Origin of the sequence: Tautonia sociabilis (genome assembly GCF_003977685.1) — a bacterium.
In the GTDB taxonomy this organism is placed as follows: domain Bacteria; phylum Planctomycetota; class Planctomycetia; order Isosphaerales; family Isosphaeraceae; genus Tautonia; species Tautonia sociabilis.
This window is the reverse complement of sequence record NZ_RYZH01000039.1, coordinates 51,086-70,214: the sequence shown is the minus strand read 5'-3', so window position 1 is coordinate 70,214 and position 19,129 is coordinate 51,086. Positions and strand designations below refer to the sequence as shown.

Below are 19,129 nucleotides of genomic sequence, written 5' to 3'. Positions count from 1 at the left end.
CCCCGCCGTACTGGCGGGCGCTGTCGGCCTACCGGCTGGCGGAGACGGCCGCCGCGTTCGCTCCAGGCGACGGTGCGGGAGGGATCCCGGTCCCGGTCGGTCCGGAGCCGCCGCCGGGCTCGGTCGACGTAGAGATCGATCCGAACGGGGTGGCCGTGCTCCGAGGGGTGGTGCCGACCCTGGCCGACCGGATCGCCGTGGGCCAGTACCTGGCCCGGACCCCGGGAGTGTCCGAGGTGGTCAACCTGCTCCGGGTCGATCCCCTCGCGACGGCCTCCGAGGGGGCCCAGGCCGAGCCTCCTCCGGCCCTCCCCGAGGAACCGATCGACCCGAGGCCGGCGGTCCCCCCGCCTCCCGAGCCAATCGGGGTCGAGCCGCCCGAGCCCCCCCCTCCGGCCGGGAACAAGGCCGGGGACGATCCCCTCGCCGCTCTCCCCGAACTGGATGGCCTGCCGGTGCGCGTCCTCCTGGAGGACGGCCGGGCGATCCTGGAGGGAGAAGTGCCGTCCGCCCTGGAGGCGATGCGGGCCGTGCTGGCGGTGAAGCGGCACCCCGAGGTGCTCGAGGTGGTCGACCGCCTGAGGTTCCCCGTGCCGATCGAGCCGGGGGCCAACCCGCTCCGATCGGCCGGCGACCCGGAGGCAGTGGAGGAATATCTCAGCGACCAGGTGCGCCGGCAGCTCGACGGCCTGGCGGAGGTCGGCAGCGTCCGCCTGGCCGGCGATCTCCTGGAGGTCCGGGCCCGCCTGCTCGACCCCGGCGACCGCCGACGGGCGGAGGCGACCCTCCGCGCAACGCCGTTGCTCCGCGGGTTCACCCTGGCGATGCGCTTCGCGCCCGCCCCGTAATCTGGGCAAATCGCAGGGACCTCTCGGGCGGGGGTCGTCGTGTCGGCGGGGGAAAACGGCCGAGGGCGCCGAGGATTGACCTTGATCGTTCCGTAAATCGACGAATAGGATGTGCCCCGCGCGTCGTCCGGGACATGGATGGACCGGCCGCGATCGAGGATCGATCGACCACTCGGATGAGACATCAGGACGAAAGACCTCCAGGATGGGGGACCGAGACCGCGATGATCGTCAAGCTGGACGGTGGCAAGCTGGGGCGAGGAGCGGATACGGATGCCTCCTCGCGGATTGACCGATCGCCCTCGATCGCTCCCGAGGACCTCGATCTCGGCCTGTCGGCCACGCGGCGATGGCTGCTGGACCGACAGCGCGACGACGGCCACTGGGTCGGCGAGCTCGAGGGGGATACGATCCTCGAATCGGAATTCGTCCTGCTCCTCGCGGCGCTGGGACGAGAAGACGAAGAGGTCGCGGTCAAGCTCTGCACGTACCTCTTCGAGCAGCGACTCCCCGAGGGGGGCTGGGCCATCTACCCCGGCGGCCCCTTCGATCTGAGCGCCTCGGTCAAAGCGTACTTCGCCTTGAAGCTCGTCGGCGTGCCGCCGGACCACCCGGTGATGGCTCGGGTCCGGGAGCTGATCCTGGAAGCCGGCGGCGCCCAGGCGAGCAACAGCTACACGCGCTTTTACCTGGCGCTGCTCGGGCAGATGTCCTACGACGACTGCCCCTATGTGCCCCCCGAGCTGCTGTTCGTGCCGATCCGATCGGGGCTGAGCCTGTACGACATGTCGTCCTGGACGAGGACGATGGTCGTGCCGCTGTCGATCCTCTCGGTGCAGCGTCCGGTGCGGCACTTGCCCGCCGAGAAGGGGATCGCCGAACTGTTCCGGCCGGACCTGCCGCCGCCGTCGAGGGGGACTGGGCGGGGCCTCTCCTGGGCGAACGTCTTCGTGGCGGTCGACCGCTGCTTCAAGTGGGCGCACCGGATCGTCCCCCGGGCCCTGCGGCGGCCGGGGCTGGAAGCGGCGCACCGCTGGATGGTCGACCACTTCGAGCGCTCCGAGGGGCTCGGCGCCATCTTCCCGGCGATGGTCTACTCCGTCTTCGCGCTGCGGAGCCTCGGCTACGAGGATGATCACCCGCTCATCCGCCGGGCGATGGCTCAGCTTGAAGACCTGATGATCGAGGAGGACGGCGCCGTCCGGGTGCAGCCGTGCGTCTCGCCGACCTGGGACACGGCGATCGCGACCATCGCCCTGGCCGATTCGGGAGTGCCGGCCGACGACCCGGCCATGACCGGGGCCGCCCGCTGGCTGCTCGACCGAGAGATCCGCACCCCCGGCGACTGGCAGCTCCGCCGCCCCGGCCTGGAGGCGACCGGCTGGGCCTTCGAGTACCGCAACGACCACTACCCGGACATCGACGACACGGCCATGGTCCTGCTCGCCCTGGGCCGGACCGCCCTGGCCGGAGGCCCGGAGGGCCGCGCCGCGACCGACCGCGCCATCGCCTGGCTGCTGGCCATGCAGAACCGCGACGGCGGCTGGGCGGCCTTCGACGTCGACATCGACAACCAGTTGCTCACCAAGGTCCCCTTCGCCGACCACAACGCCATCCTCGACCCGAGCTGCGCCGACATCACGGCCCGCATCCTGGAAATCCTCGGCTCGCTCGGCTACAAGGCCGACCATCCGGCGGTCGCCCGGGGGCTGGAATACCTCTGGGCCACGCAGGAGCCGGAGGGGTGCTGGTACGGCCGATGGGGAGTCAATTACATCTACGGAACCTGGCAGGTGCTTCTCGGCCTCCAGGCGATCGGCTTGCCGATGAGCCACCCCGCCGTGCAGCGGGCGGCCGACTGGCTGGAGTCGGTCCAGCAGGAGGACGGCGGCTGGGGCGAATCGTGCCGTAGCTACGAGGATCCGGCCTGGATGGGCCGGGGCGTGACGACCGCCTCGCAGACCGCCTGGGCCGTCAACGGTCTGATCGCCGCCGGCCGCGCCCACGGCGCCAGTGTCCGACGCGGCGTCTCTTTCCTGCTGCGGACCCAGAACCCCGACGGCACCTGGGACGAGCCCCAGTTCACCGGGACCGGGTTCCCGAAGGTCTTCTACCTGCGCTATCATCTCTATCGCATCTACTTCCCCTTGATGGCCCTCTCCCGCTACCGGGCCGCCGTCTCGGGCTCCTGGAGCGCTCGGGCCGGGCGCGCCGCCCCTCGGACCGGGGCCCTGGCCTGCGGCGTCCCGGCGGACCCGAGGCCGCTGGAAGCGTGACCGAGATCCGGCGCCGCGATTGGCCGATGGCCGATGGACCATGCCGACCTCAGAAGGCCGATCTCGGGCCGAGGCGGGGGAGCATCCTTGATTTCCCCGCCCGGCCCTCGGCATCCTTGAGGGCGTGCCCTGCGCCCCCGAGCCCTCGCGACCAGAACCGATCCGCATGAAGAATCCGCTCCCGCCCCCGGGCCCGGCCGACGTGGGGATCGTGGCCGCCCTGCCCATCGAGATCGGCCCTCTGATCGACCTGCTGCGGGACGTGAGAACCTATTCCGCCCCCGAGGGGTCGGATCGGCCAATCGTGGAGGGGATGCTCGGGTCGAAGCTCGTGGCCGTGGTCGTCGCCGGCGTCGGCCGGAGCCGAGCCGGACGGGGGGCGCGGCGGCTCATTGGGGGCCATCGGCCAACCTGGGTCGTCTCGGCCGGCTTCGGAGGGGCACTCGACCCGGCCCTGAAGCGCAACGACGTCCTCTTCGCCACCGAGATCGTCGACGGGGCCGATCCCGATGCCCCTCCCCTGGCGATCGACCTGACTCCTCCGGAATCGCCGGCCGGCTCCGGGTTCCGGTACACGTCGGGCCGCCTGTTGACGGCCTCGAAGATCGTGCGTACCGCGGACGAGAAGGCGGCGCTGCGCGGGCGGTTCTCGGCCGACGTCGTCGACATGGAAACGGCCGCCGTCGCCTCGATCTGCGCCGATCGGGGGCAGCGGTTCCTGGCCATCCGAGTCATCAGCGACGAAGCCGGCACCGACCTGCCGGCCGAGGTGATCACCGTGATGGGCCCGACGGGAGGGTTCCGGCTGGGGGCCACGCTTGGCGCCCTCTGGAAGCGGCCCGGCAGCGTCAAGGATCTCTGGGCGTTGCGCGAGCACGCGATCGAGGCCGCCGACCGGCTCGCGGAGGTGCTCCCCGGGATCCTCGCGCAGCTCCCCTGAGCTGGCGCCGCGACGGCTCCGGTCGACCCGTCCCAAGGCCCAGGACGCCCCGCGCTCCGATCCGGCCGCCCCCAGAAAGAGCCCGCCGAATCGAGGGCCCCGCCCCCTCGGGGCCTCTCCTCCGGCGTGGTCCACCCGATCGGATCAGGGGGCGGCGTTCGACTCGGCCGAGGCCCCCGGCGCCGGCTCCTCGACCGGAGGTGGGATCGAGCGGGAGGCCGACTTGCGGATCGTCCGCTGCTGCGGGGGGATCGGCCGGTCGCGATCGACCGATCGGCCGGCGTCCTCCAGGCTGCTGATCGCCATTGCCGACATCAGCGCGACGAGCACGACCGTCACCGGCCCGAGCATCAGCGCGTGGGGGGCGTGGAACCGGATCACCACGCAGAGAAGCACGAAACCGGCCACGGCGAGCATCGCCAAGAACCAGATCTCGGACGTCAGCAGGTCGGCGATCGTCGGGTCCATCCAGGTCAGGGCCGCCGCCAGCACCAGCGACGAGCCGCCGACCTTCAGTCCGACCAGGGGAGTCACCTCGTCGTAGAAGTAGTTCTGGCCCACCTCCGATATGATGTACAAGGCCACGAACATCAGCAGCCAGTACACCAGGAACATCCAGTACCAGGCCATGAGACGCCCCTCGATCCGACCGGCCGCCGGGCTCCCCCCGGCTCGATCCCGCCGCTTCCTCGCCTAATCTACTCCACCGCCGCGCCGCTCGCCACGACCGGCTCCGCTCCCGTCCCGTCCCGTCCCTCCCCGCCGACGGCCCTCAGCCATAGAGGGCCTCGATCGGCCGGCCGGTGGTGGCGTGGAAGGGCCGGTCGAGCGGGTCCCGGTAGGGGGCGTGCGGGTCGACCCCCAGGCTGGCGAACATCGTGGCGGCCACGTCCCAGGGGCCGACGCGGTCGGACGTGGGATAGGCTCCCATGCGGTCGGTGCCGCCGACGACCGCCCCGGGCGTCGTCCCCGCTCCAGCGACGAAGATCGAGTAGGCGTTGGCCCAGTGCTTCCTCCCCGGCGAGGCTCCGGCGAACCTTCGCTCCAGCGCCACCCGGGGGGCCCGGCCGAACTCCCCCATGCAGACAACCAGCGTCTGGCCAAGCAGGCCCCGGGCGTCCAGGTCCTCCAGCAGGGCCGAGAGGCTGAGGTCGAACCGGGGGAGGAGTTCTCCCATCACGTCGAAGATGTCGTTGTGCGTGTCCCAGCCGAGCCAGTCGAGCTCTCCGGGCCGCTTGTCCTGGCCCCGGGCCGAGTGGTTCCAGGCGACCGTGATCCAGGGCACCCCCGCCTCCACGAGCCGACGGGCCAGCAGGCAGGAGACACCGGAGCGGAACCGGCCGTAGCGGTCTCGCACCGACTCCGGTTCGGCCGAGAGGTCAAACGCCCGCCGGACGTTCGGATCGGACAGCAGCTCGAAGGCCCGGCGATCAAGTGACCGCTGGTCCTCGGTTCCGGGCAAGCCGATCCCGTCACGACGGGCACGCTCGATCGCCTCCAGGAGCGATCGCCGCGCTTCGAGCCGGACGGAGGGCACGTCGTCGGGCAATTCCAGGCCGGGGAGCGAGGCGCCCGGCTCGGCCGGGTCGGCGATGACGAGCGGCGCGTCGGCCCGGCCGAGGAAGCCGCCGTCCTGGCCCGGCGCCGGCAGCTCGGGAACGACGATCGGCATGTTCACATGCGCCGCCGTGCACAAAGCGGTCCGGGTCGGCCGCAACCGGTTCATCACGGCGCCGAGCGTCGGGTAGTCGTCCCGAGAGGGGGCCGGATTCGACGACTTCCTCGGATGATATCGGCCGGTCAGGGCGAGGTAGGCGGCGGAGCCGTGGTCGAGGTCGTCATGGGAGACGCTGCGGACGATGGCGAAGCGGTCGGCCAGGCCCGCCAGCCTCGGCAGGTGCTCGCAGACGGCCGTGCCCGGGACCCGGGAGGCGATCGCCCCGAACTGGCCCCGGATCTCCGCCGGCGCCTCGGGCTTCAGGTCCCACGTCTCGAACTGGCTCTGGCCGCCGTTGGCGTAGACCAGCACCACCGACCTCGCCCGGCCGAACCCGGGGTCCGCCCTCCCCGGCGCCGGCGGTCGTCAGCCGGGAGAGGGCCGCCGCGCCGGCCACCCCCGCGATCCTCAGGAATTCTCGGCGGCTGGCCGGTTCTCCCCGATACCGGGCGGGTGCGAGGAATCGGATCACGACGTCCCCCCTTGGGTCGTTTCGTTCTCGTCGTCTCGGCGAGGGCGATGGACCTCCCCCCGAGTCTACCACTGGTCCCCTCGGCTGCGAACGCCCCGTCGCCGCTCCTCAGCGATCGGCCCCGACCGCCTCGGGTTCCGAGGCATCGGCCTCGGCCTCGGTCGAGCGGTCCTTCGGCCCGACGCCGAGCGCCCGCCGGATGAACTCCAGCCGGAGATCCGAGTAGTGCTCGCTGAAGATCCCGTGGCGGGCCTCGGGGTAGACCATCAGCTCGAACGGTTTCCCGGCCTGCTGGAGTCCATGGATGAGTTGATACGTATTCCTCAGCGAGACGTTGTCATCCTTCGCTCCGTGCACGATGAGCAGCCGGCCGTGGAGATTGGCTGCGGCCTCGACCACGGAGGTTTCCCGGTACCCCTCGGGGTTCTCCTGGGGGGTGAGCATGTAGCGCTCGGTGTAGATGGTGTCGTAATTGCGCCAGTCGGTGACGGGAGCGCCGGCGATGCCGCAGGAGAAGCGGTCGCTGTGTGAGAGGGCGAACGCGGTCATGAACCCGCCGTAGCTGTGGCCGGTCATGCCGATGCGGTCGGGGTCGACGTAGGGACGCTGCTTCAGCCAGTCGATCGCCGTCTCGATGTCCGTCAACTCGGTGACGCCGAGCCGCTTGTAGGCGGTCCAGGCCGACACCGCCCCCTTGCCGCTGGCGCTGCGGGGGTCGGCCCGGAAGACGATGACCCCCTCCGACGCGAGGGCCTGGTCCTGGGCCCGGGCGCCGGCCCAGGTGTCTCGGATCGTCGGGGAGTGCGGTCCGCCGTAGGTCTGGAACCAGACGGGGTACATCCGGGATTCGTCGAGGTCGGGAGGCAGGATCAGCTCCCCTTCGAGCGAGAACCCGTCGGGCGTCTCGATCTGGACCAGCGTTCGAGGGCCGAAGCGATAGCGGTCGAGGTCGGGCATCGGGTTGTCGTCGATCATGCGGACGAGGGATCCGTCGTCGGTCGACCGCAGGGCGACCTTCGTCGGCATGGTGACGCTGGACCAGGAGTCGACGAAGTGCCTGCCGTCGGGAGCGAGCCGGACGGAGTGGTGCCCCGGCTCCTTCGTCAGGCGATCGACGCACAGGTCGTCGATCGAGACGCGGTACAGATGCTCGGCGATCGGGCTGTCCAGCGTCCCGGTGATGTAGACGGCTCGGGCCTCGGGGTCGAGGTGCTCGACGGAGCGCACCTCCCATTCTCCCATCGTCAATTGTGTGATCTTCTCTCCGTCGGCGGTGTAGAGATACAGGTGCCGCCAGCCGTCTCGCTCGCTCGGCCAGAGGAACGAGCCGTCGGGCAGGAACGTCGGGTCGCCGGGGCTTTCGATCCAGGCCTCGGTCTGGTCGCGGAAGAGCTTCGTCGGGGTGCCGCCGGCGGTCGGCACTCGGAGCACGTCGAGCCAGGTCTGCGTCCGGTCTTGCACGGAGCAGAGGGCCGCCTTCCCGTCCGGGAACCATCCGACGTGACTGATGAGGAACGACCCCTCGAGGTATCCCGACAGATCCGCGAACGCCACCGGCCCGCCGCTGCTGGGGACAATGCCCAGCGCGACGCTCGGGTTCGGGTCGCCCGCGAACGGGTAGGGCGTCTCCTCCACCACCCGCCGAGGGCCGGTGTCGTCGAGCACGGTGTGCACGTCGAGCGGCCGGTCGTCGAGCCTCAGGAACGCGAGGTGCTCACCGTCGGGGCTCCACCAGAACGCCTTCCAGCTCCGACCGAAAAGCTCCTCGAAGTAGACCCAGACCGCCTTGCCGTTGCGGACGAGGTCGGTCCCCCCGGTGGTCAGGGCGCGCTCGGTCGCCGTCTCCAGGTCGACCACGTACAGGTCGTTCTCCCGGACGAAGGCGACGAAGCGGCCGTCGGGGCTCAGCTCCGCCAGCTCCTCCTCGCCCGGGGCGCTGGTCAGGCGGACGGCCTTCGACCCGTCCCAGGCGACGAAGTACAGATCCTCCCCGTGTTCGACCAGGGCGCCGGGCTGATCCGGGTTGGGGCGGGCCAGCGCCCGGCGGGCCAGCGTCCCGGCCGCTTCGGCGGAGATGGTCGGCAGCTCGGCCAGGGCCTCGGCGATCGGCTCCGGATCAAGGAACGGCTCGGCCGATCCGGTCGAGGCCTCCACCTTCATCAGCCGACCGTCTCGGGTCTGCAAGTAGTGGTCGGCGTCGAGCCAGCGGACGGAGGCCGGATCGCCGGAGAAATCGGGGCGATCCGGTCCCCGAAGGACCTCGAAGGTAATCGGCTTCTTCTCATCCGATAGTTCGTAGATACTGGGTATCGGACTCGAGAGGATCGACACCTCCCCGGACAGCCGGACGACCGGGAAGTCGGCCCCGGCCTCCACGTCGGCCGCCAGCAGGCCGTAGGTCAGAAGGTTGTCGTCCGATCCGGGCTCCAGCAGGTAGCTCGCCAGGGTCCCCATCGGCTGCGCCGAGCGGACGAGGACCGAGCCGGCCGCGACCCGGTACGATTCGACCCGAGGGCTCGCCTCGACCTCCACCGTCTCCGGGCCGACATAGCCCCCCCGCCGGCGCCGGACCTTATCGATCCGGTAGACTTCCGCTCGGAGCTCGACATCCTCTCGCACCCGCTCCAGCGCGATCCCGTGCCGAGCGATCGTGGCGACCGCCTCGTCGCAGCCTGGCGGGAGCACGTAGGCGAAGGGTCGAGTCACGGCCAGGGTCGGCTCGAACCGCTGGACGAGGGACACCGTGTAGTCCTTCGGCACCCCGGCGGCGACGCTCTCCGAGGGCCGGGCCCCGGTCGTCTCCTCAAAGCCAAGGACCGTGACCGGCTCGTCGAACGGCCTCGCCTCGGACCGGATCGGGACCTCGGCCCCGGCCGAGGCGACCGTCTCCGAGGCGGCCCGGTCAAGCAGCGTCCGGATCTCCTCCTTCCGATCGGCCGCGACCTCCAGCGCCGATCGGACGAAGGCGAGCGTCCCCCGCACCCGATCCTCGAACGGGGCGTAGGCATACGCCTCGCTCAGCAGCGAGAGGCGGTTGCGGAGGCCGGCGTAGGTCGTGCCGAAGCGGGGATGGGCCGGGTAGGTCGTCCATTTCGAGTGCCCGTCTTCGAAGTTGCCGTAGACAAAGGCGTGTTCTCCCGTCGATCGGTGGAAGGCGTCGGCCACGGCGGGCAGGAAGCGGTCCCGGGAGAAGGCGAGCACGTCCGGATGCGTGGCCGGGTTCTTCGGGCCGTCGAAGGTGATGAGGTAGCGGTGGGCCGAGCCGTTGGTCGTGTGCGTGTCAATGAACAGATGCGGATCCCACTCGACGAGGAACCGGACCAGCCCGCGAGTCTCGGGGGCCCTCAGCGCGATGAAGTCGCGGTTCAGGTCGAGGCCCTGGGCGTTCGCCCGCTCTCCCATGCCCCGCTCGGGGCCGTTCTGGCCGGGGCGGTTGTCGGGGGAGAACCGCTCGGCGCCGTCGGCGTTATAGAGCGGGGCGACACAGAGGACCACGTCCTCGAGCAGCGGGTGGCCGGGGGCGTCCGTCAGCTCCCGGACGAGCATCAGCAGTGCCTCCTTGCCGCAGACCTCGCCGCCGTGGATCGAGCCGATCGCCAGGACGACGAGCTTGCCCGACGCCTTCGCCTCCTCGGCCGTCTCGACCGGCGGATCGGCGACGATCAGCAGCGGGATGGATCGCCCCTCGACCGTCGTCCCGAGCGAAGCCATCCGGACCCGATCCGAGCGCTCGTCGAGCCTTCGGCAGAGGTCGACCACCTCGTCGTACCGGGCGGTCGCCTTGAAGCCGCTCCGCTCGGCGACGGTGCGCAAATCGTCCCTGGCGAGGGTCGGCCAGGCGAGTCCCAGCAGCGCAGCGACGGTGAGGAGGCGCGTTCGCATGGAGATCCTCGATGGGAAGGGGGGCGGAGGAAACCAGGCGGAGCAGCGCGAGGCAGAGAAGCAGGAGGGTCCTCGGGGGGAGTCCTCCCTGCGACGATGGGCCCGGGCGCCGGGCCTCCCGCCGTCGATCGAGATGGGGCGGGCCCCTGCGGTGCCGGGCCGATCAGGAGGGGAGTTCCCTCCCAAGCGGCCCGGTCGCACCGCCCCCCCGGGGCGGCCGGGGTCATCCCGCCGATCGGCGACATCATCCCAGGAGAAGGGGGGGTCGTCGAGGGGGGGCCTCAGCCCTCGATCTTCCAGCCGGTGCCGTCGGGGCGGTCTTCCAGCCGGATGCCGAGCCCGGCGAGGCGGTCGCGGATCTGGTCGGCCAGGGCGAAGTTGCGGTCCTTGCGGGCCTGGGCGCGGAGCTCGATCAGCAGCTCGATCAGCGGGCCCGTCAGGCCGCCCGCGTCCGGCTCGGATCGGGCCGGGGGCCGGAGGAAGAGGCCGAGCAGGCGGGAAAGCTCCCGGAGGATCGTCATCCCGGCGACCCACGGGGCGATCGCGGCCGGGTCGCCCTTGCGGGCGTCGAGCCGTTCGGCGTCGGCGAACCGGTTCAGGGCTCGGACCAGCTCGAACAGCTCGCCGAGGGCTCCTCCGGTGTTGAAGTCGTCGTCCATCGCCTCCAGGAACCGGGCGCGATGGTCGGCCACTTCGGGCGGCAGCTCGCCGGCGGCGAGGCGGTCCCCCTCCGCTCGGGAGGTCGGGGCGTCGAGGTCGTAGAAGGACCGGCCGGTCATGCGCTCGAAGCGATCGAACAGCGAGCGGAAGGCGCGGAGGCCGCGCTCCACCTCATCGAGCCGGCCCGGGCTGAAGTCGATCGGCCGGCGGTAGTGGCTGGAGAGCAGCAGGGTGCGGAGGGTGTCGGGCTCGTACTGGTGGAGCAGGTCGGCCATGAGGACGACGGTGTCGGGGTCGGACTTGCTGATCTTCCTCCCCTTGTTCGTGAGCAGCCCGTTGTGCAGCCAGTACGAGGCGAACGGCTTGCCCGAGTAGCACTCCGACTGCACCACCTCGTTCTCGTGATGCGGGAAGACGAGATCCAGGCCGCCGCCGTGGATGTCGAAGTGCTCGCCGAGCAGTTTCATGCTCATGGCCGAGCACTCGATGTGCCAGCCCGGCCGGCCCGGGCCCCAGGGGCTCTCCCAGGCGGGCTCTCCCGGCTTGCTCGCCTTCCACAGGGCGAAGTCGCCGGGGTGCTTCTTCTTCTCGGTCGGCTCGATCCGGGCGCCGGCCTGGAGCTCCTCCGGATTGCGGTGCGAGAGCTTGCCGTACTCGGCGGCCTTGCTCACGTCGAAGTACACGTCGCCGCCGGCGGGGTAAGCGTACCCCTTGTCGATGAGCCCCTGGGTGATGCCGATGATCTCCTCGATGTGCTCGGTGGCCCGGGGCATGTGGTCGATACCGGTGACTCCCAGCGCGTCGAGGCAGGCCTGGTAGTCGGCCGTCACGCGCTCGGCCAGCTCCTTGACGGTCGTTCCCTCGGCGTTGGCCTGGACGATGAGCTTGTCGTCCACGTCGGTGATGTTCACCACCCAGGTCACGTCGTAGCCGGAGTGGACGAGGAACCGCTTGATCGTGTCGAAGATCACCGGGCCGACCATGTGGCCGATGTGGCTCTTCGAGTACACCGTCGGCCCGCAGACGTACATGCCCACCTTGCCGGGGACGACGGTCTGGAGCGGCTCCTTGGTCTGGGTCAGCGTGTTGTAGACGCGGATGGGCATGATCGGGGTCGTTCCCGTCGGGGTTCGCGAGGCGGGCCGAGGGTCGCCGGGCCCTGAGGGTCAGAGCGGCGCCTCATCCTCGGCGAGGAAGGCGGGCAGCAGCCGGAGGAGGCTCCGGACGGAGCCAGGACCGGGGCTCGGCGAGGAACTCCGGAATCGCCAGGGCAATCGATCCCCCAAGGGCCGGCAAGGCCGGATCGAACCGCCCGGCCCCCCCCCCTGGAAGAGATCGCCCGATCGGGCACGCACGCCCCGGAACTCGCCATCGGCCTCCCGATGGTGGAGCGGGCCCCGAGGCGGAGAGCACTCCCGGCTCGGCTCGTCATGGCGATCATCCCTCCGCCCGATCGACCAGCACCACGGCCTGGCAGCACATCGCCTCGCCCCGGCCGACCGGGCCGACATGCTCCCCGGTCTTGGCCTTCACGTTGACCGAACCCTCGGGCAGGCCGAGCAGTCGGGCGACGTTGGCTCGGATCTCCGGCTTGTGGGCCAGCAGCTTCGGCCGCTGGGCGTGGATGATCAGGTCGCAGTTCACCGGACGCCAGCCGGCGTAGGCCGCCTGGGAGACGACCTCGAGCAGCAGCTTCGAGCTGTCGAGCCCCTCCCACTCCGGATCGGTGTCCGGGAACAGCTCGCCAATGTCTCCCAGCCCCACGGCGCCGAGCAGGGCGTCGGCCACCGCGTGCAGGACGACATCCGCGTCGGAATGCCCGGCGAGCCCTCGCTCGAACTCGATGCGGACGCCCCCCAGGATCAGGGGCCGCCCCTCGACAAGGCGATGGGTGTCGTGTCCGATGCCGACGCGCACGGTCGAGCTCCTCCGAAGGACGCCGGGAACGCAGCAATCGTACCCCATCGCCCGGGGGGCTGGCCATCCCGAGGGGGCGGGGACGAGAATTCTTTCGAGAGAGCGGAGCAGCCGAAGGCCGGGAGCGGGGGAGACGAAGACGAAGAGAAGAGGAAAGGAGAGAACAGAAGACGAAGAGAAGAGGAAAGGAGAGAACAGAGGAGAAGGGGGCGGAAGGAGCAGCGAGAACCTCGACGCATTCCGGATCGCGTCGGCAGCGCCTTGGCTCCGAGGAAGGTCGGCTCCCGGGTCCTTCTCCAACGCCAATCCGCTTCCTTCCGGCGTTCGCCCGATAAAATAGGGCAGCGAACCGATCGCCCTCCCGACCGAGGAGCCAGGTTATGCCCATCGGCGCGATCCTGATCGCGATGCTGGTCCCGGCGCAGGGGCCGGAGCCGCTCGACGACCGAGAGGTGAGGCAGCTCGTCGACTCGACCCGCCGGCGCTTTGCCGAGGCGACGCTCGACCGAGAGGCCGGGGCCCGCCTCGCGCTGGACGTGGCCGGGAGAATCGACCAGGCCGCCCAGGCCGAGCCCGACGCGGCTCGGCGAGCCCGCCGGTGGGACCAGGCCGTTGAGCTGCTCGACGCCTTCCTCGCCGCCGACCCGGGCAGCCCGATGGCGACGGCCGTCGATCTCCAGGCCGCCGTCTACCGCTGGGCCAAGGGCCGGACCTGGATCACCCAGCTCGACCGCTTCCCCGGCGACTCGGCGGCCCGGGCCGAGGCGATCGGGGCGCTCGACGATGCCCTTTCCCGGCTCCGACGGCTCTGGTCGACGACCCGAGGGATGCCCTCGGAGGATCTGACGGCCCAGAACGTCCGCTTCCGGCTGGCCCAGGCCCTGGCCGACCGCGCCCGACTGGAGGACGACCCCGGCCGCGCCCTCGATGCTCGCCAGCAGGCCCTCGGCCGGCTCCGAGACCTCCCCGCCGAGCCGATCGCCGGCCACGCGGCCCTGCTCCGGGCCCGCCTGCTCATCGAGCTGGACCAACTGAGAGACGCCGAGGAGGCGCTGCACCAGGCCGAGAATCTCCCCGGGCCGTCGGAGTTGGATCGGCTGGAGGTCCGCGTCGCGCTGCTGATGGCCCGCAAGCAGTTCGACGAGGCGATCGCCGTCATCGAGCGGTCGGAGCTGGACCGGCCGTCGAAGGACGTCCGAGCGGTCAAGGTTCGGGCCCGGCAGTGGATCGACCTGTTCCCGGGCCGGGAGCGTTCCGCGGTCGAGGAGGATGCGATCGCCCGCATCCGACGGCTGCGCGCCGCCGACCACCCGGAAGCCTCCTCGGCGCTGGCGAGCCTGGCCTCGACGATCCTCGAGCCGGATGACGACGAGGATCCCGGCCTCTGGGAGCTGCTGGCCGAGGGGCACCTGGCGCGAGGAAACGCCGAGCAGGCGGTTCGCCTCTATCAGTCCGGGGCGAACCTGGCCGATCGGGGAGGGGACGCGCAGCGGGCCTGGATCATGCGATATCGGGCCGCGGCGGTCCTCGTCCGGGCCGGCCGGTTCGACCGGGCCGTCGAGGCCCTCGGACCCCTCGCCGAGCAGGCCCGCTCCCCGGACAGCCCCGCTCCGGCCGACCAGCGGGCCAATGCCAGCCTGCTGCACACCCTGGCCCTCGGCCGGCTCGCCTCGACCCCCGGGGCGCCGGCCGACTCCCGCCCCTCCTACGAACGGGCCCTGAACGCCCATATCGCCGCCTTCCCCTCCGATCACTCGGCTTCCGAGGCCCGCTGGATCCTCGGCCGGCTCCGGCTGGCCTCGGGCCAGAGGGACGAAGCCATCGACCTCTGGTCGACGATCCCCGCCGGCCACCCCCGCTGGCAGGAGGCGAGGCTGGCGATCATCGCCGCGCTCCGCGATGAGGCCGACACCCTGGCCGGATCGGGCAAGCCCGACGAAGCCCGCGACCTCCTCTCCCGGGCGAAGAACTCGCTGGAGGCGTCGTGCCAGGAGGCCACCGACCCGAACGACCGCAATGCGTTCGACCTGGCCCTCGCCGATCTGGAGCTGACCCCCGGATTCGGCTCGCCGGACGCGGCGATCGGCCTGCTCGACCGCCTGATCGACACCGAGGTCGACGCCGGCCGCCGCGACCGCGCCCGCCGGCTCCGGATCGTCGCCCTCGCCCTCTCCCAGCGTGCCGACGACGCCGAGGTGATGGCCCGGGAGGAGCTGGAACGCTCCGATCCGGCGGCGATCGTCGCCCTGGCCGAGCGGCTGGACCGGGCCGCCTCCTCGGCCCCGGAATCGGCCCGGCGCCGGATCGCCGCCCTCTCCCGGCTGCTCGTCGAGCGCGTGCTGGCCAAGGGAGACACCCTCGACCCCGCCCTCCTCGCCCGAGCCCGGGTGACCCGGATCCGAGGCCAGCTCGAGACGGGGGACCTCGACGGCGCCCGATCGTCGGCCCAGTCGTGGGCCGCCGACCTCGACCCCTCCCGACTCCCCCCCGACCGGCTCGCCCCCCTGGCCGACGCGCTCGACCGCCTCGGGCTCTACGACCAGGCCGGCGCCATCCACCGCGCCGTCATTGCCGCCACCCCCCCGGGCTCCGCCCCCTGGTTCGAGGCCCGCTACGGCCTGGCCGTCTCCTACTACCGCACCGGCCGCTCCGCGGACGCCCGCCGCCTGATCGACGGCACCTCCGCCCTGCACCCCGACCTCGGCGGCGACGAACTCCGAGAGAAGTTCTTCCGCCTGCGACGACGGCTCGAGTCCCCCTGAACTCGACCGATCCCGGAAGGTCGGCCGATCCGAGCCGAGCCGATCCGAGGCCGAAACACGACGGCAGGCAAGGCGGGACCGGGAGGGCAGGGGGGCGGAACTCCTCCCGGCTCTTCAAGGGGAGATCGGCGCCCGCCGTCACCCGGCCTTCCGCCATCTTCGGCCATCCCCGTCTCGACTCCTCACTCCTGCCCCAGCAGATACCTCCCGAACCCCGATCGCCTCCGGGCTCCCGTCGAGAGGTCGTATCCGAAGCCGGTGGGCACGAGGGTCGTATCCTTGTACTGGCGGGGGTCGGTGTACTCGTAGGAGATCACCGACGACGTCTGGCGGAGGACGCCGTCATAGCCCCGGGAGTAGGTGACGACCTCCTGCGGCAGCGACCGGAGCCGGGAGAAGGGGCCGTAGAAGGACATCGCCCCGTATTGCCGGGGCAGTCCTCCCGGGGTGTAGGTCCCGGTGGTGCCGGGGCCGGTGTAGGAAACAAGCGTCGGATCCTGCCGGAAGGTGCCGAGGGGACGTCGCACCGGGATCGAGGTCGGCACCAGGGGAACGACCGCTCCGGTCGGGGAGATCGGCGCCGGCAGCAGGACCGGGGTGGGCAGCACCGGGACCGAGGACCGGACATCCCGGCCCGGAAAGGCGGGATCACCCGCTCGGGCGTCGGGCATCGGACCGATCGACAGGGCCAGGGCGGCGCACGCGGACAAGGCGAGGAATCGCGTCATGGTGCTGGCTCCGGGGTGCGGGCGCAATCGTGCGGGTGCTTCCAGTCTATCACGCGAATCAGGCCGAACCGGCACGATCGGCACACCGCGTGCGAACAGCCCCCTCGGGACTCGGCCCGTTGACCGGCCGATCGCAGGCCGGTTCAATCGGGGCGCCCGGGCCGTCCCGCGTCGCGTCGTGGACGCCGCCCGGGTCGGACGGGCGACCTCTCCCCGTTTCGAGCGACCATCCGAAGGAACAACATCCATGCAGACACGATTCCGAACTGGCGGGTGCCTCGGCTCCCCGAGCCTCGCCCTGGCCGCCCTCGCGCTGGCTTTCTGCGCCGCCCCGGGCCGGGCCGGCGAGATGGTCGAGTTCACCAACCCGATGGGAGGGACCACCCGGGCCTATCTGGCCGCCCCCGAGGGGGACGGCAAGGTGCCGGCCCTGCTCGTCATCCAGGAGTGGTGGGGCCTGACCGACTGGATCAAGCAGAACGCCGACCGCTTCGCCGAGCAGGGCTACCTTGCCCTGGCCGTCGACCTCTACGACGGCAAGGCCACCAACGACCCGGGAGAGGCCCACGAGCTCATGCGGGCGCTCGACCCGAGTGAGGGCGTCGCCAAGCTCAAGGGGGCCGTCGACTTCCTCCGATCGCACGACCGCGTCGACCAGGGCAAGAAGCTCGGCGCCATCGGCTGGTGCATGGGAGGCATGTACTCCCGGCTCATCGCCCAGCAGTCCGAAGAGATCGGCCCGACGGCCATCTGCTACGGCAGCGTCGCCACCGAGCCGAGCCAGATCGAGGCGCTTGCCGGCGCCGGCCGCCCCGTGCTCGGCATCTTCGGCGCCCAGGACCGCGGCATCCCCGCCGACCGGGTCCGCCAGGTCTTCACCGCGCTGAAGGAGGCCGGCTCCGAGGTCGAGCTGCACATCTACGACGACGCCGGCCACGCCTTCATGCGCCCGGGCGGCGACCAGTACGTCCCCAGCGCCGCCAGAGACGCCTGGCAGGAAGTCGACACCTTCTTCGCCGAGCACCTGAAGGGCTCCGACTAATCCCGGGCCGCCCCGGAGCGGGGCGGGGAAGCCTCTCATGGGGGAGTTTCAGGGCGACGGGCGGGAGGGGAACGACTGGGGCCTGACCTATCGGACCGTGCGAGACGGCCGCCCCGCCTCCTTCGGCGAGGTCCTGGCTGCCTGGCGAGACGATCCCGCCTTCCGCTCCCGGTTCGTCACTTCATCACCGCTCGCATCGGATCGGCGTCGGAGAACGAGATGAACTCGGGGAAGGTGAAGACCAGGCCGATCGCCGCGACGTCGAAGGCGCCGCCGAGCACCATCGCCGGGTCCTCACCCTCCTCTCCCCAGCCGGACAGGATGACGACCAGCCTCGCCGCCGTCGGCCTGAGGCAGCCCAGGACGACAGCGGCAAGCCCGCCGCTTTTCCCCTCCGCCCTCAGCCGAGCTCCCTCCGCCCTCCCCGTTCCCCTCACCTTCCCATCGCCACCGAAACGCCCCCCTCCGGCCCCAGCGGTTCCGGCGCCTCCTCGGCGTCCGAAGGGGCCCGGAGCGTTTCCAGGAACCGGATCACCGCCCGCTGGTCGTCGGCCCCCAGCCGATCGAACGCCTTGGTGACGGGAGAGGCGTCCCCCCGGTGGCGACGGATCGCCTCCTCCAGTGTCGGGCTGGCGCCGTCGTGGAAGTAGGGGGCGGAATCCGCCACTCCCCAGAGCGGCGGGGTCTTCCATTCCTCCGGGTCAGGGTGCTCTCGGGGCAGGGGGACGTCGGCCAGTGTCTGGCGATACGTCCCCTTGCGGTCGACCAGCCGGTGCAGGAGGAAATCGCTGTAAACGCCGGCCACCCCGCCGAGATCCGGCACGTGGCAGACGGCACAGCCGATCCGGTCGAAGAGCATCCGGCCGCGCTCCGCCTCGGCCCGAGCGTTCGGGTCGGCCGGGGAGACCTCCTCCGGCCGGGGCAGGGTGTCGACAAAGGCGACCAGCGACCGGAACTGCGATCGGTCCAGATCCGGCGGCACGTCCGGATACGGCAGCTCCACCCGGGGCTTCGCCTGCGGCCGGTGCGGCGTGCCCAGGCCCAGCTCGTTGGCGCAGGCGGCGGCCACGAACTCCTCGAGGGTGGCGAACTGCGCCTTCCAGCCGAACTTGCCGATCCGGCCGTCCGGCAGGACCCGGTAGCGTCCTGGGGGCATCGTGTCGAAGTCGGATTGCAACTCTCGGCCGATCGCCTTGATCGCAGTCGCCAGGTTGCGCCGCACAATGCTCCGGCTCGGGATCCGGTCGACCCAGCCGGCGCCGAAGAGGGCGGTCGCGTTCACCCGCTCGGTCTTCACCGGCTCGAAGTCCCGGGTGACGACGTAACAGCCATTGCTGATGGTGATCGCGTCCGGGATCGTCGGGAACAGCCGGTCCAGGTCCGCGACATCCTCGATGTAATGGTTCGCCACCGCGAACCGGTGCACCAGCCCGCCCTGCACCTCCGGGCGGTCATACGACGGCAGGGCCTCGAACGCCAGCACGTTGTGCTCGTTCCCCCCGCCACCGCCGACTCCCCCCTGTGCATGGCACTCCACGCACGACCTCCCGTTGAAGACCGGGCCGAGCCCGTCTCCGCCGGCCATCGGGTCGTGCGGTAGCCACTGGCGGACGAACAACGCCTTCCCCTCCGCCTTCCGCTCCGCACTGGCCCTCGGCCCCCGGAGCACCGGCACGGTCGGCCTCGCCAGCCATCCCAGGGCCAGCACCGCCGCCCCCGCCATCGCGATCCCGGCCCGCCGCCTGCTCCTCGTCAGCCCGCTCTCTCGCATCGCTGATCCTCCCCCGAGGCCTTCGGGACGGCTCCCGCGCCAGCCGGCGGCCGGCACGCCATCGGACAAGTGTAAGAGAGGACCCAGGCGGAATCAAGTCCGGATTCGTTCGGA

At 71.3% G+C, this 19,129-nt stretch carries 13 protein-coding genes; 5 read left to right on the top strand and 8 right to left on the bottom strand.

Features of this window, described 5'->3' with window-relative positions; all coding sequences use genetic code 11:
* The 3 genes from TsocGM_RS18450 to TsocGM_RS18440 form a co-directional block, all read left to right on the top strand.
* Window positions 1–848 (top strand): BON domain-containing protein (locus tag TsocGM_RS18450; protein ID WP_148114885.1); only part of this gene is annotated, 848 nt, incomplete at its 5' end.
* 224 nt (window positions 849–1,072) lie between these two features.
* Window positions 1,073–3,124, top strand: a complete 2,052-nt coding sequence (gene shc, locus TsocGM_RS18445) for a squalene--hopene cyclase (RefSeq protein ID WP_126726935.1) — start codon at window positions 1,073–1,075, stop codon at window positions 3,122–3,124.
* 166 nt (window positions 3,125–3,290) lie between these two features.
* Complete coding sequence (locus tag TsocGM_RS18440) at window positions 3,291–4,064, top strand: phosphorylase family protein (protein WP_126726934.1); 774 nt, start codon at window positions 3,291–3,293, stop codon at window positions 4,062–4,064.
* A 144-nt stretch (window positions 4,065–4,208) separates the two neighbouring features.
* Here the strand turns inward: TsocGM_RS18440 and TsocGM_RS18435 are convergent, their stop codons facing one another.
* From TsocGM_RS18435 to ispF, 5 genes are all read right to left on the bottom strand, one after another.
* On the bottom strand, window positions 4,209–4,694 hold the full coding sequence (locus tag TsocGM_RS18435) for a hypothetical protein (RefSeq protein ID WP_126726933.1): 486 nt from the start codon (window positions 4,692–4,694) through the stop codon (window positions 4,209–4,211).
* Window positions 4,695–4,836: 142 nt separating this feature from the next.
* Window positions 4,837–6,093, bottom strand: coding sequence for a DUF1501 domain-containing protein (locus TsocGM_RS18430; RefSeq protein ID WP_199756827.1), 1,257 nt, complete (start codon window positions 6,091–6,093; stop codon window positions 4,837–4,839).
* 268 nt (window positions 6,094–6,361) lie between these two features.
* A complete protein-coding gene (locus TsocGM_RS18425; protein WP_126726932.1) occupies window positions 6,362–10,135 on the bottom strand; it encodes a DPP IV N-terminal domain-containing protein in 3,774 nt (1,257 codons plus the stop codon).
* 281 nt (window positions 10,136–10,416) lie between these two features.
* Complete coding sequence (gene cysS / locus TsocGM_RS18420; protein ID WP_126726931.1) at window positions 10,417–11,901, bottom strand: cysteine--tRNA ligase; 1,485 nt, start codon at window positions 11,899–11,901, stop codon at window positions 10,417–10,419.
* 331 nt (window positions 11,902–12,232) lie between these two features.
* Window positions 12,233–12,712 carry a 2-C-methyl-D-erythritol 2,4-cyclodiphosphate synthase gene (gene ispF, locus TsocGM_RS18415; protein WP_126726930.1) on the bottom strand — a complete coding sequence of 160 codons (480 nt, stop codon included), beginning with the start codon at window positions 12,710–12,712 and terminating at the stop codon, window positions 12,233–12,235.
* 380 nt (window positions 12,713–13,092) lie between these two features.
* On the opposite strand from ispF, the gene TsocGM_RS18410 reads away from it, so the two are divergent.
* The gene (locus TsocGM_RS18410) at window positions 13,093–15,474 is read left to right on the top strand and encodes a hypothetical protein (RefSeq protein WP_126726929.1); all 2,382 of its coding nucleotides are present in this window, start codon (window positions 13,093–13,095) and stop codon (window positions 15,472–15,474) included.
* Between the two features lie 182 nt (window positions 15,475–15,656).
* Here the strand turns inward: TsocGM_RS18410 and TsocGM_RS18405 are convergent, their stop codons facing one another.
* Entirely contained in the window at window positions 15,657–16,202 is a 546-nt protein-coding gene (locus tag TsocGM_RS18405; protein ID WP_126726928.1) for a hypothetical protein, read from the bottom strand.
* Between the two features lie 247 nt (window positions 16,203–16,449).
* Between TsocGM_RS18405 and TsocGM_RS18400 the strand changes: the two genes are divergently transcribed.
* A complete protein-coding gene (locus TsocGM_RS18400; RefSeq protein ID WP_158633625.1) occupies window positions 16,450–17,244 on the top strand; it encodes a dienelactone hydrolase family protein in 795 nt (264 codons plus the stop codon).
* 176 nt (window positions 17,245–17,420) lie between these two features.
* Here the strand turns inward: TsocGM_RS18400 and TsocGM_RS18395 are convergent, their stop codons facing one another.
* A complete protein-coding gene (locus tag TsocGM_RS18395; protein WP_126726926.1) occupies window positions 17,421–17,681 on the bottom strand; it encodes a hypothetical protein in 261 nt (86 codons plus the stop codon).
* Window positions 17,678–19,015 (bottom strand): di-heme oxidoredictase family protein, encoded by a 1,338-nt coding sequence (locus tag TsocGM_RS18390; RefSeq protein WP_126726925.1) that lies wholly within the window; start codon window positions 19,013–19,015, stop codon window positions 17,678–17,680. The genes TsocGM_RS18395 and TsocGM_RS18390 overlap by 4 nt, the downstream gene beginning before the upstream one ends.
* Window positions 19,016–19,129: the final 114 nt, after the last annotated feature.

Bases quoted from the DNA above. Each gene is read 5' to 3' on its own strand.
- shc (WP_126726935.1), top strand. From the start codon at position 1,073: ATGATCGTCAAGCTGGACGGTGGCAAGCTGGGGCGAGGAGCGGATACG.
- TsocGM_RS18440 (WP_126726934.1), top strand. From the start codon at position 3,291: ATGAAGAATCCGCTCCCGCCCCCGGGCCCGGCCGACGTGGGGATCGTG.
- TsocGM_RS18435 (WP_126726933.1), bottom strand. From the start codon at position 4,694: ATGGCCTGGTACTGGATGTTCCTGGTGTACTGGCTGCTGATGTTCGTG.
- TsocGM_RS18425 (WP_126726932.1), bottom strand. From the start codon at position 10,135: ATGCGAACGCGCCTCCTCACCGTCGCTGCGCTGCTGGGACTCGCCTGG.
- cysS (WP_126726931.1), bottom strand. From the start codon at position 11,901: ATGCCCATCCGCGTCTACAACACGCTGACCCAGACCAAGGAGCCGCTC.
- TsocGM_RS18410 (WP_126726929.1), top strand. From the start codon at position 13,093: ATGCCCATCGGCGCGATCCTGATCGCGATGCTGGTCCCGGCGCAGGGG.
- TsocGM_RS18405 (WP_126726928.1), bottom strand. From the start codon at position 16,202: ATGACGCGATTCCTCGCCTTGTCCGCGTGCGCCGCCCTGGCCCTGTCG.
- TsocGM_RS18400 (WP_158633625.1), top strand. From the start codon at position 16,450: ATGCAGACACGATTCCGAACTGGCGGGTGCCTCGGCTCCCCGAGCCTC.
- TsocGM_RS18390 (WP_126726925.1), bottom strand. From the start codon at position 19,015: ATGCGAGAGAGCGGGCTGACGAGGAGCAGGCGGCGGGCCGGGATCGCG.